This window comes from Kitasatospora sp. NPDC054795, from assembly GCF_053611565.1.
The window spans coordinates 15,231-29,998 of record NZ_JBSHAP010000057.1; the positions used below are offsets into that span (position 1 = coordinate 15,231).

Below are 14,768 nucleotides of genomic sequence, written 5' to 3' on the forward strand. Positions count from 1 at the left end.
GCATGGACGCGAACCGGTCCCCGTATGTCTCTCCGAGCCGGTTGGCATTTATGTTGCGGCCCGGCGGAGCGCAGATGTGCACCTGTTGAATGGGAACACCCGTGGCCCGGCGGTCACTTGTCCGGCACCCGGCGCTCGCCCGCCGGGGGTGGACAACTCCCGCCGCAGGGGCGTACGGCCGCACCGCGCCCCTGCGGCACGATCGCTACGCGCGGCTCAGAACGTCCGCCAGCCTTCCGGGTCGACCCCGCCCGGGACGGCGCCGGCCGGGCCGTACGGCTCACGGGTGTGGACGAAGGAGCCGATGTCGAGGTGGCTGACGGTGCCGTCGGGGTGGCGGACCACCCGCAGGGTCTCGCCCGCGTAGTAGTTCTCCACGCCGGTCCAGGTGCCGTCCGGTTCGGGCCGGAAGCGCGAGCCCCGGCCGGCGCCGGTGAGCGGGGTGAGCTCCAGCACCCGCCCGGGCCGCAGCCGCAGGGCGATCGGCGCGGCGCCCCAGTACCAGGGGCCGGTGAGCTCCAGCAGTTCCGCGTCCACCGCGGGCAGCGGGCGCCACGGTTCGGGCAGCCGGGGCTCCAGTTCGGCGGTGAGCGCGATCAGCTGCGCCGCCAGGGCCGAGGCGCCGACGCCGCCGGTGGTGGCGTTGGAGAGGGCGTAGGCGGCCAGGCCGTCGGCCTCGCTGATCCACAGGCCCGCTGTGAATCCGGGCATCGAGCCGGTGTGCCCGTACAGCAACCGGCCCTCGTGGCGGCGCAGTTGCAGGCCGAGGCCGTAGCCGCTGGTCCACTCGGCGTCGTCCGGGGCGACGGCCGGGCAGCGCATCTCGGCGAGGGAGTCGGCGGACAGCACCTTGTCGTCGCCGGCCGTCAGGAAGGCCGCCCAGCGGGCCAGGTCGGCGACGGTGGACCAGAGTTGACCGGCCGGACCCATCAGGCCGGTGTCGGTGAGCGGCTCGGGCAGCAGGACGTCGGCCCAGGGATGGACGGCGAAGCCCCCGGCGTGCGGGTGCTCGGGCAGCAGCGTAGTGCGGTGCATGCCGAGCGGGGCCAGCACCTCGCGGCGCAGCACCTCGCCCCACGGCTCGCCGCGCAGCTTCGCCACCAGCGCGCCGAGCAGCGCGTAGCCGGGGTTGGAGTAGTGGTGCACCCGCCCGGCCGGGTGCTTCAGCGGCCGTTCGGCCTCCAGGAGGTCGCCGAGGCCCGGCCGCAGCGAGCCCTCGGTCCGCTCCCACCAGGGGCCGGGGGTCTCGGCGGTCAGGCCGGAGGAGTGCGCGAGCAGCTGGGCGACGGTCGCCTCGTCGGCGGGGGTGCCGGGCAGGTGGCGGGAGAGCGGGTCGGCGAGGTCGAGCAGGCCCTCGTCGCGCAGCCGCAGCACCAGCACGGCGACGAAGGTCTTGGTGAGCGAACCGATGCGGTACTGGACGTCCGGGGTGGGGGCGTGCCCGTCGACCATGCTGCGGGCTCCGGTCCACACCGGCTGCCCGTCGCGCAGCACCCCGGCGACCATGGAGGGCGTGCGCCCCTCGGCCTGGGCGACGGCGAGCCGGTGCAGCAGCGCGCGGCGGGTGGCGGGCAGCAGCTCGGCGGGGAGGTCGGTCATGTGGGCTTCTGGACTCATCGACATGTGCACGGACAGTAGCCCAGCCGGGGCCCGGGGCCGACCGATTAACCCGGCCCAGGCCCAGGCCCAGGCCCACACCCAGGCCCACGCCCCGGCCCAGGCCCACGCCCCGGCTCAGGCCGACGCCCGGGCCGCGGGCGAACCGGGCGGCGCCGGGCCGGGTGGAGCGCTCAGTCCGGCAGCGGCGGCAGTTCCGGCCGCTCCAGCCAGGCCTCGAAGAGCGGGCCGAGCGGAGCGGTGGTGTACCGGGCGGCGTGGGCGCGCAGGTCGGAGGTGGCGACCACGCCGTGCCGGTTGGCGCCCGTCCAGTCCCGCAGCATCGCGAAGAACGCGTCCTCGCCGAGCGTCCGCCGCAGCGCGTGCACCACCAGTCCGCCGCGCTGGTAGAGCCGGTCGTCGAACATCAGCTTCCGGCCCGGGTCGTCGAGCCGGAGGTCCTGCGGCAGCCCGGCCAGCAGCCGGTGCGCGGCGGCGGCGTGCACGGCCGCGCCCGGGCCGCCGGCGTGCTCGGACCAGAGCCACTCCGCGTACTTGGCGAAGCCCTCGTTGAGCCAGATGTGCCGCCAGTCGGCGATCGTGACGCTGTTGCCGAACCACTGGTGGGCCAGCTCGTGCGCGATCAGCCGTTCGTGCTCCCAGCCGGCGCCGAGGTGGTTGGTGCCGAAGGTGGCGACGCCCTGCGCCTCCACCGGGACGTCCAGCTCCTCGTCCGCGATCACCACCGCGTACTCGCCGAACGGGTACGGACCGAAGACCTCGCCGAAGTACGCCGTCATCTCCGGCTGCCGGGCGAAGTCCCGGGCGAACGCGGCGGCCAGCCGCTCCGGGACGTAGCCGGTCTGCGGCACCGCCGGTCGCACCGCCAGCGGCACCGGCCGGTAGTGCCCGATCGACACCGTCACCAGGTACGTCGGGGTGGGCGCGCTCTGCTCGTACACCCAGGTGGTGCTGGACGCCCTGGTGGTACGGGTCAGCAGCCGGCCGCTCGCCACCACCGTGAACGGGGATGGCGTGGTGACGGCCAACTGGTAGGTGGCCTTGTCGGCGGGCCGGTCGTTGCACGGGAACCAGGACGGTGCGCCGACCGGCTGGCTCGCCACCAGCGCGCCCTCGGTCAGCTCCTCCCAGCCCAGGCCGCCCCACGGGCTGCGCACCGGGCGCGGGTTGCCGGTGTAGTGCACCTCGACGGTGAACGCGGCGCCCGGTGCGAGCGCCCTGGCCGGGCGGATCCGCAGCTTGCCGCCGCGGTGGGTGTAGCGGGCGGCCCGGCCGTCGACCAGCACCCGGCCGATCCGGAACTCGGCGAGGTCGAGCGCGAACTCCGCCAGCGCCGCGTCCGCCACCGCGCTCAGTCGGGCCGAGCCGGCCAGCCGGTTGGGGCCTGGCCGGTAGTCCAGCGCCAGCTCGTAGCGGTGCACCCGGTAGCGGTGGTCGCCGCTGTTCGGGAAGTACGGGTCCGGGGCACCGGCGGCCGCGGGGACGTGCTTGGGCTTCACGGGGGCGTGCGCTTCCTGCGGGCCGGGACGGGGGGACGGGGAGGTGGTCACGACGTGGTCTGCCACGCCTCGATCGGGTTGCCCAGCCACCGCGTGTCGGCGGGGACGGACTCGGCGCGCATCACCAGCGAGGCCGGGCCCAGCGTGCTGCGCGCGCCCACCGTGCTGCCGGGCAGCACGATGCCGCCCGGGCCCAGGGTGGCGCCCTCGCGGAGGACCACAGTATCCATCCGCATGATCCGGTCGTGGAAGAGGTGCGTCTGCACCACGCAGCCGCGGTTGATGGTGACCCCGTCGCCGAGGGTGACCAGGTCCGCCTCCGGCAGCCAGTAGCTCTCGCACCAGACGCCGTGCCCGACGTGCGCGCCGAGCGAGCGCAGCCACAGGTTCAGCACCGGGGTGCCGGGCACCGCGCCGACCAGCCACGGCACGGCCAGCATCTCCACGAAGGTGTCCGCCAGCTCGTTGCGCCACACGAAGCCGCTCCACAGCGGGTGCTCCACCGCGCGGAACCGCCCGACCAGCAGCCACTTGGCCGCCACCGCGACCGCGCAGGCCAGGGCGCCGGCGGCCAGCAGGACCAGGCCGGACAGCAGCGCGGCGGTCAGCGGCGAGCCGGCCGCCAGCCAGGACAGCGCGGCCGCGGTCAGCAGACCCAGCGCCGCCGAGGCCAGCACCGGCACCAGTCGGCCCACCTCGACCAGCCCGCGCGCCCACAGCAGTCGGGCCGGCGGCTCGTAGGTCAGGCTCTGGTCGGCCTGGTCCGCCGAGCGCGGCAGCCGCATCGGCGGCATGCCCAGGTACGACCCGCCCTTCTTCGCCTTCGCGGGCGTCGCCGACAGCACGCCCACCAGGCCGCGCTTGGGCACCGAGCGGCCCGGCGCGGTCATCCCCGAGTTGCCGAGGAACGCCCGCTCGCCGACCTTCGCCTCGCCGAGCCGCACCCAGCCGCCGCCCAGCTCGTACGGGGCCATCAGGGTGTCGTCGGCCAGGAACGCGCCGTCGCCGACCGTGGTCAGGCTGGGCAGCGCCAGCACCGTGGACACCTCCGCGCCCCGGCCGACCCGCATCCCGAGGGCGCGCAGCCACAGCGGCGTGACCAGTCCGGCGTAGAGCGGGAACAGCACCTCGCGGGCCCGGTCCATCAGCTGGGTGACGGTCCACGCCTGCCAGCCCACCCGGCCGTGCAGCGGGTGCGTCCCGGGCACCAGGCCGGTGCTCAGCAGCCGGACCAGCACCACCAGCTGCGCCGCGTACACCGCGCCGAACGCCAGTGTGGCGGGCAGCAGCCCGAGCAGTGCGCCGCCGAGCGCCGGGCGGAGGGCCGCGCCCTGGTCGACGAAGCGGGAGAGCACGGCCAGCGCGGCGAGCGCGGGCAGCACCGGGAGCAGACCGAGCACGGCACCGCTGGCGCCGTACAGCGAGGCCCAGCGGGCCCGGCGGACCGGGCGGTCCTTGGGCCAGGTGCGCTCGGCGCGGCCCAGCTTGACGGCGGGCGCGCCGCCCCAGCGCTGGCCGGTCGGCACCTGGCCGGTGACGCTGGAGCCGGCCGCCACCTGGGCGCGCTTGCCGACCCGGGCGCCGGGCAGCAGGGTCGAGCGGGTGCCGACCACGGCACCGGAACCGATCTTGACCTGGCCGATCAGCAGCCGGTCGCCGTCCAGCCAGTAGCCGCACAGGTCCACCTCGGCCTCGACCGCGCAGCCGCGGCCCAGCTTCAGCATCCCGGTGACCGGCGGCAGCGAGTGCAGGTCCACCTCGGGGGCCACCTTGGCGCCCAGCACCCGGGCGTAGCGCACCAGCCAGGCGCCGGACAGCGAGTCCGCGCCGCTCAGCTCGGTGAGCCGCTCGGCGGTCCACAGCCGCAGGTGGACCGAGCCGCCGCGCGGGTGGCTGCCCGGGCGCACGCCGCGCAGCAGCAGCCGTGCGCCGCCCGCCGCGAGGGCCAGCCGGCCCGGCGGGGTGTACAGCGCGAGCGCGCCCGCGCCGACCCACCACCACGAGGCGGTGGGGGCCCACGGGAAGTCGCCGAGGTGGGTGAGGAGGTTCCCGGCGGCCAGCAGGGCGACCGTCCAGCGCAGGCCGACCACGGTGAACAACGGGACCAGCAGGAACAGCTGGAGCAGCTTGGCCCTGGTCGGCACCAGGGCGACGGTGCGGACCTCGGTGCTCTCGCCGGCGGTGCGCTCCAGGTGCCGGGCGAGCTTGCGCAGCGTCGGGTGCTGGTAGATGTCCAGCACGGCCGCGCTCGGGTAGCGGGTGCGCAGCAAGGTGGTCAGCCGGGCGGCGGCCAGGCTGCCGCCGCCGATCGCGAAGAAGTCGTCGCGCGGGCCGCCGACCCGGACGCCGAGGATCTCCGACCACTGCTCGGCCAGCCAGGCCTCGGTGCCGTACAGCTCCTCGCTCGGGCCGGCGCTCTCCAGCTCCGGCAGCGGCCAGGGCAGGGCGTTGCGGTCGACCTTGCCGGAGGTCCGGGTGGGCAGGGTCTCGACGGTCGCCAGCAGCGGCACGAGGGCGGCCGGCAGCTCGGCGCGCAGCCGCTCGACGGCCTGCTCGCGGTCGAAGCCGTCCTGGATCACCAGGTAGCCGACCAGCAGCTGGTTGCCGCCGCGCGCGGTCCGCACGGCGGCCGCCGCGCCCGCCACACCGGGCAGGGCCTGCAGGGCCGCGTCGACCTCGCCGAGCTCGATCCGGCGGCCGCCCAGCTTGATCTGCTCGTCGGTGCGGCCGAGGAACAGCAGACCGGCCGGGTCTGCCTGGACCAGGTCACCGCTGCGGTAGGCGCGCTCCCAGCCCAGCGAGGGCAGCGGCGCGTACTTCTCGGCGTCCTTCTCCGGGTCGAGGTAGCGGGCCAGGCCCACGCCGCCGATCACCAGCTGCCCGGTGCCGCCGGGAGCGACCGGCACACCGGCCTCGTCCACCACGGCGAGGTCCCAGCCGTCCAGCGGCAGACCGATCCGCACCGGGCCCTCGCCGGTCAGCAGGGCGGCGCAGGCGACCACGGTGGCCTCGGTGGGGCCGTAGGTGTTCCACACCTCGCGGCCCTCGGTGACCAGGCGCTGCACCAGCTCGGGCGGGCAGGCCTCGCCGCCGAAGATCAGCAGTCGCACCTCGTTGAGCGCCTCGGCCGGCCACAGCGCGGCCAGGGTCGGGACGGTGGAGACCACGGTGATCTCCTGCTCGGCCAGCCAGGGGCCGAGATCGGCGCCGCTGCGCACCTGGGAGCGGGGGACCGGCACCAGGCAGGCGCCGTGCCGCCAGGCCAGCCACATCTCCTCGCAGGAGGCGTCGAAGGCGACCGAGAGGCCGGCCATCACCCGGTCGCCGGGGCCGATCGGCTCCTCCTGGAGGAAGAGCGCGGCCTCGGCGTCCACGAAGGCGGCGGCGTTGTGGTGGGTGACGGCCACGCCCTTGGGCTTGCCGGTCGACCCGGAGGTGAAGATGATCCAGGCGTCGTCGGCCGGGGTGGGGCGGCGTTCCAGGGCGGGAGCGCGCTCGCCGGTGGTCGCCAGGGCGCGATCGGCGCCGAGTACGGCGGCGACGGCGGCCTCGCCGAAGACCAGCTCGGCCCGCTCGTCCGGGTCCTCGGCGTCCACCGGGACGTAGGCGGCGCCGGCGGCGAGCACCGCGAGGATCGAGACGTAGAGGTCGTTGGTGCCGGAGGGCACGCGCACGCCCACCCGGTCGCCCGGGCCGATCCCGGCGGCGGCCAGCCGGTGGCGCAGCTGCTCGATTTCGGCGGCCAGCGCGCGGTAGCTGAGCACGGTGTGCCCGTCGTCCAGGGCGGGCTCGTCGGGGTGGGCGCGCACGGTGGCGTCCAGCACGTCGACCAGGGTGCGCGGGGCGGCGGCCGGGCGGCCGGGGAACAGGGCGCGTGCCTGCTGCGGCTGCGGCTGCGGCTCTGGTTTCGGTTCCGGGTCCGGCTGCGGTGGCGCGGGCGGTGCGGCCTGGGTGGGCTGCTGCGGTGGCGTGGCGTACTGCTCAGGGTGGCTCGGTTCAGCTGTCATGGCAGCCGTGCGCTCCTCGTCCTCGCCCCGTTCCGACCGATGCCCGGCCCCTGGGGCGGTGGGAGCACCGCCTGATCGGGTGACCCCACTCCGGGGCCGGAGCGGACAACCTGACCGATGGTAGCCCCGGGGCGGTGAGCGGAAAGGAGCGGACACTCGGCCCAACTGGCGCCCAAATGGCCGAATCTGACAGAACGTCAGTCAATAACTGACGCTTCTTGATGTGGAAGTGATGGGGCGTCAGCGGAATTGACGGATCGTCAGGTCGATTTTCCGACCGTGATCCACGCCACAGCGATTCCTGCTCCCTTCGGGTGGCGGGAGGTGGCGGGCCGGGTTTCCCGGGCCGATTTCTCCGGCCCGGGCCCGGCCCGCCGTCCTGCCCGGTGGTCAGCGGAACCGGTGCAGGTTCTCGCCGAGGAAGGCCTCCAGGGTACGCGGGACGCGTCCGGTGAGGTCGAGGAAGGAGCCGTCCGGGGTCTCCTTGCGGACCACCGCGAGCTGCTGGATCTCCACCACGTGGGTGGCGAGCCAGGGCGGCATCCCGGCCCGGCCGACCAGGTGGGCGTGCAGGTCGGACGGGCTCAGGTCGAGGTAGCGGACCGGCCGGCCGAGCAGCTCGCCCAGCAGTGCGGTGAGCTCCGGGTAGCTGTAGGCCCTCCCGCCGGTGAGCGGGTAGGTGCCGCCGGCCAGCTCGGGACGGGTGAGCACCTCGGCCGCGGCGTCCCCGATGTCCCGGGCGTCCACGTAGTTGCACCGCGCCTGGCCCATCGCGCCGTGCACCACCCCGGCGGCGGCGATGCCGGGCGCCAGGAGCAGCAGCTTCTGCATGAACGCGTACGGCCGCAGGACGGTGGTGGTGATGCCGCAGGAGCGCAGCCGCTCCTCGATCAGGTGGTGGCCGCGCGAGACGGCGACGGGGGAGTCCGGCTCGGCGGCGGGCGCGGAGACCTTGACGATGTGCTCCACGCCGCAGTCCACCGCGGCCTCGATCGCGTTCAGCTCGTACCGGACCTGCTCCGGGCCGTTGGCCATGGTGAGGAAGAGCTGGTGCGCACCGCGGAACGCCGTACGCAGGGAGGCCGGGTCGGCGGCGTCGGCCGGGAGGGTGGCGGTCCGGGCGAGCGTGTGCTCGTCGAGGGCGGCGGCCAACCGGGCGGGGTCGCGGCTGAGGGCGCGGCTCGGTGCGCCGAGGGCGGCGAGGCTGCGCAGGGTGGCGCCGCCGGTGGCGCCACCGGCGCCCATGATGACGATCATGACGTCTGCCTTTCGGGATGGGGTGCGATTCCGGGGTGGAGCGCGGTTCCGGGCTGGGACGCGGTTTCGGGGCGGGACGCGGCTCCGGGTCGGGGCGCGGTTCCGGCTTGGGGTGCGGCGGGGAGCCGGTGCTGCGCCGTGCGGGCCGGGCGGCTGCCGCGCCAGTGCCAGGTGGTGATGGTGGCGGCGATCGCCGAGGAGACCGGCAGGTCGATCGGCAGCCGGCGCGGCCAGGGGCTGTCGGCGAGGGCCGGGACGTGCGGCAGCCAGCGGGCGGCGGCGAGGCCGATCGCCAGGCCGAGGGCGGCGGCGACCAGGCCGAGGGCGGCGGCCGCGAGCGGGCGGGGGGTCCGGGCGGGCCGGGTGCGGACGGGGCGGCGGCGCAGCATGGCGCCGAGTGCGGCGGCCACCAGGGCGGAGGTGCCGCCGATGGTGGTGAGTGCGGCGGCCACCAGCTGCGGCTGGCCGGTCACGGCTCCGCCGGTCCCGGCCATGGCGGCGGGCATGACATAGGCGACCAGGACCTCGCGCCACAGGACGAAGGGCGGGGGAGCGCCCGGGGCCTTCTTGCTCATGGGGTCGGTTCTTCCTCTCGCTTATAGTTAGGCACCTAAGTATTTGTGCTTAGGTGCCTAACTATTGGGGCTGAAGTGAGGCGGACCGCCGTTCGGCGGCCCGCCGGGGGGTGGATCAGTCCTCGGTGAGTGCGTCCATGCCCGCGACCACTCGGGCCAGCAGGTCCAGGAAGGTGGCGCGCTCCTCGACGGAGAGGCCCCCGACCAGTGCCTGCATCCGGGTGAAGTGCGCGGGGGCGAGCTCCCGCAGCTTGTCGGCGCCCCGCGCGGTGAGGATCACCACGTTGCCGCGGCCGTCCTCGGTGGACGGCCTGCGGGCCACCAGCGCCTCCCGCTCCAGGCCGTCGACCAGGCCGGTCACGGTCGCCCGGGAGACGCCGAGACTCGCCGCGAGCTGGGAGGGCGACTTCTCGCCGCCGTGGTCCTCCAGGTCCGCCAGCAGCCGGTAGCGGCCGGTGGAGAGACCGAAGCGGCCGAAGTGCACCTCGCCGGCCTGGCCGATCCTGGCGCCCGCCGCCATCAGCCGGGCCGCGACCAGGATCGCCTGCGGGTCGGCCGCGAGGCCGTAGCGGGCGATCTGGCGGCGGGCCTGATCGAGGCTGGGGGCCGTGGGGCCACCCTCGGGGTGCTGGGTCACAAGAAGTAATATGGCGCCTAACCTGATTCCCGGTCAAGTCGAACCACGGATCGATGCCTAGGTGGCACGGGGAGCGATCCTGGGCGGCGTCCAGTCGGCGTGCCGCAGGACGGTCCGGACCATCGCGCCGGGCGGGGTGAGCCGGATCGCGGCGTTGCGCAGACCGACCGCCAGCGGGCGGGCGAGCTGCTGGCCCAGCCGGCCGGCCCGGCGGGCATCGCGGGCCACGGCCTGGCTGCGCGGGCGGCGGGCCGCGTCGTAACGCGCGAGCGCGCCCTCGACCGTCCGGGTCCCGGCGAGCGCCGCCGCCAGGGTCACCGCGTCCTCCAGCGCCTGGCAGGCGCCCTGGCCGAGGTGGGGCGTCATGGCGTGCGCCGCGTCGCCGAGCAGTGCGATCCGGCCCGACACGTAGGACGGCAGCGGCTTGGCCAGCTCGTTGACGTCGTGGTGCAGCACCGCCTCCGGCCGGGTCGCGGCCAGCAGCGAGGGGATCGGCTCGTGCCAGCGTGCGAAGCGGCGGCGGACCTCGGTCAGCGGGTCCCGGTAGCGGACCCCGGCCGGGGCGTTCAGGACCGCGTGCCACTCGGCGGTGCCGTCCGGGAACGCGATGTGGCCGAACTCGGCGCCCTGGCCCCAGGTCAGCTCGAAGTCGGCCTTCAGGCCGTCGACCGGACGCTCGGTGATCGCCCGCAGCACCGTCGAACCGCTGTAGGCGGCGCCGGGGTGGCCGGGGAAGAGGCGGCGTCGGAGACGGCTGTTGACGCCGTCGGCCGCCACCAGGAGGTCGGCCTCCAGCGTCGTGCCGCCGAATCCGGCCCGGACTTGGAACGGCCGGGTGGTGTCCACCTCCGTCACCTCGGAGCCGACGACCAGGGAGGCGGCGGGCAGCGCCTCGCGCAGGACGCGGTGCAGGGCCGCCCGGCGGATCCCGACGATCGGGGCGCCCAGCTCGCGCTCCAGCGCCGCGCCGTCCATCGCGGCGAGCCGGCGGCCGTCCGGGGTCCGGGTGCCGCCGGTGTACTGGCGGCGGGCGGCCGCCTCGACCGCCTCGCCGACCCCCAGGGCCGCGAGCGCGCGCATCCCGTTGGCGGCCAGGGAGATGCCGGCGCCCGCATCCTCCAGGACGTTCGCCCGCTCGACCACGGTCACGTCCCACCCCGCCAGCCGGAGCCCGATGGCGGCCGCCAGTCCGCCGATACCGCCCCCGACCACCACCGCGCTGTTGCTGCTCAAGCCCGGTCCCTCCCGTGTCGCCGTGCTACTTCTACAGCTGTAGAAGGAGCGTACTACGGGGCTGTCGGTGGACGGAGGCGGGCCGGGGTGGCGGGCCGGCCGCGCGGCCGCTTGGTCGTCGGGGTGGCGAGGGGCCGGAGGTCGGCGGCCGGCCGCTGGTGGCCGGAGGCCGGTGGGTGACGGCCGGCCCGGACCGAGGCGGTGCGCGGCGGGTGACCCGGCCCCGGTAGAAAGGGGGGATGCGGCGAAACGAGGACCAGAAGCGGGACGATGCGGGGCGCCAGGACCGGCGCACGGTACTGGCGGACGCCGCGATCGGCGTGCTGGCGGACCTCGGCGTGCGCGGACTGACCCACCGGGCGGTCGACGCGGCGGCCGGGCTGCCGCTCGGGACCACCTCGGCCTACCTGCGGACCCGGCAGGCCCTGCTCACCGCGCTGGTGCGACGGCTGGTGGAACTGGATCAGGGCGAACTGCACGCCATGGGGGAGCAGGTGTCGGTCCGTTCGGCGGCGGAGTTGTCCGACGGGATCGCGGAGTTGGCGCGGCGCCGCCTGACCGGGGACGGGCGGCGGCGTTCGCTCGCCCGGCACGCCTGCGCGGTGGAGAGCGTCCGCGATCCCGAGCTGCGCGAGATCCTCGTCCCGCGGGAGAACGCCGGGCGCGCCGCCGTCCGTGACTTCCTCGCCGCTCAGGGCGTGGCCGACCCCGAAGGGCGGACGGCCGTGCTGCTGGCCTGCATCGACGGCCTGGTCTTCGAACACCTGGTGGGCGGCGGCGAGCCCGGGGTGGACGCGATCCAGGGGCTGGTGGCAGCCGCCCTGCGGGGAGCGGTCGCGAGCTGAGCCTCGCCGGCCTTCGCCGGCCCTCGTCGCCTCGTCGTGCCTCGTCGACGCGACCAGGGCCAGCCCGTGCGGCTCGCCCTGTCCGCCCGGCCCGCGTCAGCCGGGCGAGCCGGGCTGCCGGGGCGGGGCTGCCGGGGGCGTGTCCGGCGGTCCGTCGCCCGATCAGGAATCGGGTCCGTGCGGGTGCCTCAGCTCGGAGGCGTAGCCGGCGAGCAGGATGCGCAGCGTGCGGTGGAAGCACTGCTCGGAGTCGAGGCCCTCTCCGGTGGCGAAGGCCTGCGCGAGGTGGGGGTAGGCCTCCTGGTCCAGGGCGGCGAACTGTTCGGGCCGGGGTTCGGTGCACTCGTGATGGGGCGTCTCGCCGGCCTCGCCCAGCGTGTGCCCGATGGTCCACCGGACGACGGAGTTGAGCACGTCGAGCGCGTCGCCGAGTGGGACGCCGTCCGCGTGGAGCACGGCGATGCCGCGCTCCAGCAGGGCGAGGGCGACCGGCGTGGCGACCGGGCGGGTGGCCAGCACGGTGAGTATGGCCGGATGGTCGAGCAGCAGTCGGCGCAGCTCGACGGCGAAGTCCCGGACCGCCTCCGTCCACGGGCCGTCGGGCTCGCCGAACAGGCTTCCCGCCGACAGCTCCAGCAGGCGTTCCACCATGCCGTCGAGCAGGGCGGTCCTGCTGGGGACGTAGTAGTAGAGCGTCATCCCCTCGACGCCGAGCGCCGCGCCGAGCTTGCGGTTGGAGAGCGCGGCGAGGCCGTGTTCGTCCACGTAGGCGAGTGCGGCGTCGATGACCTTCTCGCGGGTCAGCCCCGTCCGTGGGCGGGTACGCCGGGTCGGCATCGGTTCCTCCTTCACCCCAATGGGCTCCAGCGGGGCTGTGCGGCCCGGGCCCTGGCGAGTCTTGCAGTGCAAGAGAACCACACTCGACATCAGCTTCTTGCGCTGCAAGAAGTCTCTGGGGAGGGTGTCGTGCAGCTTGTCGCCGTGATGGTCCGCAGGCTCAACGAGGACGTGGAGTAAGGACGGTTCCGCAGGGCGTGGATCCCGGAGGGTCCGTCGCGGCCGGTCGCACAATAGCGGCGCTCCGGGGGAGGTGGCCGCCCGGGGTATCCGAGCCTCTGTTCGGCCCCGCCGAAGCCAGGCCGACCGACGACTTCGAGTGACATGGCATCAGGTCAATCAACCGTCAAGTTGGTTCATTCACAGAATATTTCGCGAGGTGTTCTGTGTCGGGTGGATGATTTACGCCGCTCTAAGGTCTTCCCACGGAGATCTCCGGCTGACAGGCTGGGGCCGCCCTTTCAGTACGGAGGAGGTTCCTTGTCCCGCATATCCACGCTGGCCGGAGCGGTCACCTGCGCTCTCGCACTTGTCACCGGCACCGCCGTCGCCGCGTCGGCGGCGCCCATCGACCAGGCCCCGGGCCTGGCCGAGGCGAAGGTCGACCCTGTCGCCTGGACGCCGTGCAACCCCGACCCGACCAAGCCGGACCCCGGCATCTACGACTGCGCCGTTTACCCCGTGCCGCTGGACTACGACAACCCGAAGGGTGAGAAGGTCGGCATCGCCATGATGCGGCGGCGGGCGAGCGACCCGTCGAAGCGGATCGGCTCGCTGTTCCTCAACCCCGGCGGCCCGGGCGGCAGTGGTTACCTGTGGGCGACGACCGCCCGCTTCGGCGCCGAGGTGCAGTCGAAGTTCGACCTGGTCGGCTTCGACCCGCGCGGTGTGGCCCGGAGCAACCCGCTCAAGTGCTTCAAGACCCAGGAGGACGCCGACGCGGTCACCAACCGCATGGTCGGCGTGCCGGTCACCAAGGCCGAGATCAACGAGACGCTCGACGCGGATCAGGACTACACCGACGCCTGCAGCAAGAACGCCGGCCCCCTGATCGAGCACATGTCGACCATCAACGTGGTGCGCGACCTGGACCGGATGCGCCGCGCTGTCGGTGACTCCCAGCTCACCTTCGCCGGGTTCTCCTACGGCACCCTGATCGGTTCGACGTACGCCAACATGTACCCGAACAAGGTGCGCGCGATCATCGTCGACGGCAACGTCGACCCGGACCTGCGCCTGCACAACGGCCTGGAGTACGACCGCCAGCGGGCGAACGGCTTCGAGATCGCCCTGGACGAGTTCCTCAAGCGCTGCCAGGCCGCCGGCGCCCCGCGCTGCGCCTTCGGCGACGGCGACACCCGGGCCAAGTTCGACCAGCTCCGCGACCACCTGCGGACCAGCCCGATCACGCTGCCGAACGGCTCCAAGGTGACCCTGAGCACCTTCACCGGGGAGGTGGCCAGCGCCCTGTACTCGCAGGCCAAGCTGGCCCCGCTGGCCAAGTCGCTCCAGGCGACCTACCAGGTCTTCCAGAAGCCGGCCGCGACCGCGCTGCTGGCCCCGCAGGCGAACGTCTCGGACGAGGACGCCAACCTGCTCTCGGTGGAGGTCCCGCGGGCGGCCCTGCGGGAGGCCCCGGTCGACTCCGAGTACACCGCGGACGACTCCTACCTGGCCGTCAACTGCCAGGACAAGCCGTACCCCTCCAACGACCGGGTGTTCGCGAACGCGGCGAAGGCCTGGGAGAAGGACATGCCGACCTTCGGTCGCTACCAGGCCTTCGACGCGCCGGCGTGCGCGAGCTGGCCGGCCCCGGCCCGGGACGCCGAGCGCTTCACCGGCCCGTGGAACAAGAAGACCTCCAACACCGTGATGGTGATCGGCAACCTCTACGACCCGGCCACCCAGTACAAGTTCGCCCAGCGGATGCAGCAGGAGCTGAGCAACGCGGTGCTGGTCAGTGTCGACTCGATCGAGCACTGCGCCGTGGGCCGCAGCCAGGCGCTGAACAAGCTGGTCACCCGCTACCTGGTGGACGGCACCGCGCCAGCGTCCGGCCAGCTGCTGAAGCCGGACGCGGAGATCTTCCCGGCGGTCTGACGGAACGGCCCCCGGTGACCCGGGGGAGGAGTTGACGGTCGTGGTGGGGGGGGGGGGTGGCGGCCCCCCCCACCCGGCTTTTAGGGCGATTCCCCCGAGCGCCCCGGAGGCCCCGGGCGGTCTCTTATAAAAAAAAGAAGCAGCCGACCATATTTTTTGTG

The 14,768-nt window shown here is 74.4% G+C and carries 10 protein-coding genes; 2 read left to right on the forward strand and 8 right to left on the reverse strand.

What is annotated here, in order from left to right; genetic code table 11:
- Positions 1-216: 216 nt before the first annotated feature.
- The 7 genes from ACWGJO_RS21220 to ACWGJO_RS21250 all read right to left on the reverse strand — a co-directional run bounded on the left by ACWGJO_RS21220 (position 217) and on the right by ACWGJO_RS21250 (position 10,825).
- On the reverse strand, positions 217-1,599 hold the full coding sequence (locus ACWGJO_RS21220) for a serine hydrolase domain-containing protein (protein WP_452185848.1): 1,383 nt from the start codon (positions 1,597-1,599) through the stop codon (positions 217-219).
- Positions 1,600-1,790: 191 nt separating this feature from the next.
- Positions 1,791-3,116, reverse strand: coding sequence for a M1 family metallopeptidase (locus ACWGJO_RS21225; RefSeq protein WP_387694353.1), 1,326 nt, complete (start codon positions 3,114-3,116; stop codon positions 1,791-1,793).
- A 47-nt stretch (positions 3,117-3,163) separates the two neighbouring features.
- Positions 3,164-7,123, reverse strand: a complete 3,960-nt coding sequence (locus ACWGJO_RS21230; protein WP_452185851.1) for a Pls/PosA family non-ribosomal peptide synthetase — start codon at positions 7,121-7,123, stop codon at positions 3,164-3,166.
- A gap of 390 nt (positions 7,124-7,513) precedes the next feature.
- Positions 7,514-8,380, reverse strand: a complete 867-nt coding sequence (locus tag ACWGJO_RS21235; protein WP_452185852.1) for an NmrA family NAD(P)-binding protein — start codon at positions 8,378-8,380, stop codon at positions 7,514-7,516.
- The gene (locus ACWGJO_RS21240) at positions 8,377-8,955 is read right to left on the reverse strand and encodes a hypothetical protein (protein WP_452185853.1); all 579 of its coding nucleotides are present in this window, start codon (positions 8,953-8,955) and stop codon (positions 8,377-8,379) included. Before ACWGJO_RS21240 ends, ACWGJO_RS21235 begins: the two co-directional genes overlap by 4 nt.
- A gap of 115 nt (positions 8,956-9,070) precedes the next feature.
- Positions 9,071-9,592 carry a MarR family winged helix-turn-helix transcriptional regulator gene (locus ACWGJO_RS21245; protein WP_452185854.1) on the reverse strand — a complete coding sequence of 174 codons (522 nt, stop codon included), beginning with the start codon at positions 9,590-9,592 and terminating at the stop codon, positions 9,071-9,073.
- A 57-nt stretch (positions 9,593-9,649) separates the two neighbouring features.
- Positions 9,650-10,825: an FAD-dependent monooxygenase gene (locus ACWGJO_RS21250; protein WP_452185855.1), complete on the reverse strand. Its 1,176-nt coding sequence runs from the start codon at positions 10,823-10,825 to the stop codon at positions 9,650-9,652.
- Between the two features lie 239 nt (positions 10,826-11,064).
- Between ACWGJO_RS21250 and ACWGJO_RS21255 the strand changes: the two genes are divergently transcribed.
- Positions 11,065-11,670: a TetR/AcrR family transcriptional regulator gene (locus ACWGJO_RS21255; RefSeq protein ID WP_452185857.1), complete on the forward strand. Its 606-nt coding sequence runs from the start codon at positions 11,065-11,067 to the stop codon at positions 11,668-11,670.
- 162 nt (positions 11,671-11,832) lie between these two features.
- Here ACWGJO_RS21255 and ACWGJO_RS21260 read toward each other — a convergent pair whose 3' ends face one another.
- Positions 11,833-12,507 (reverse strand): TetR/AcrR family transcriptional regulator C-terminal domain-containing protein, encoded by a 675-nt coding sequence (locus ACWGJO_RS21260; protein ID WP_452185859.1) that lies wholly within the window; start codon positions 12,505-12,507, stop codon positions 11,833-11,835.
- Positions 12,508-12,987: 480 nt separating this feature from the next.
- Here ACWGJO_RS21260 and ACWGJO_RS21265 point away from each other — a divergent pair, with 480 nt between their 5' ends.
- Positions 12,988-14,607, forward strand: a complete 1,620-nt coding sequence (locus ACWGJO_RS21265; protein WP_452185861.1) for an alpha/beta hydrolase — start codon at positions 12,988-12,990, stop codon at positions 14,605-14,607.
- Positions 14,608-14,768: the final 161 nt, after the last annotated feature.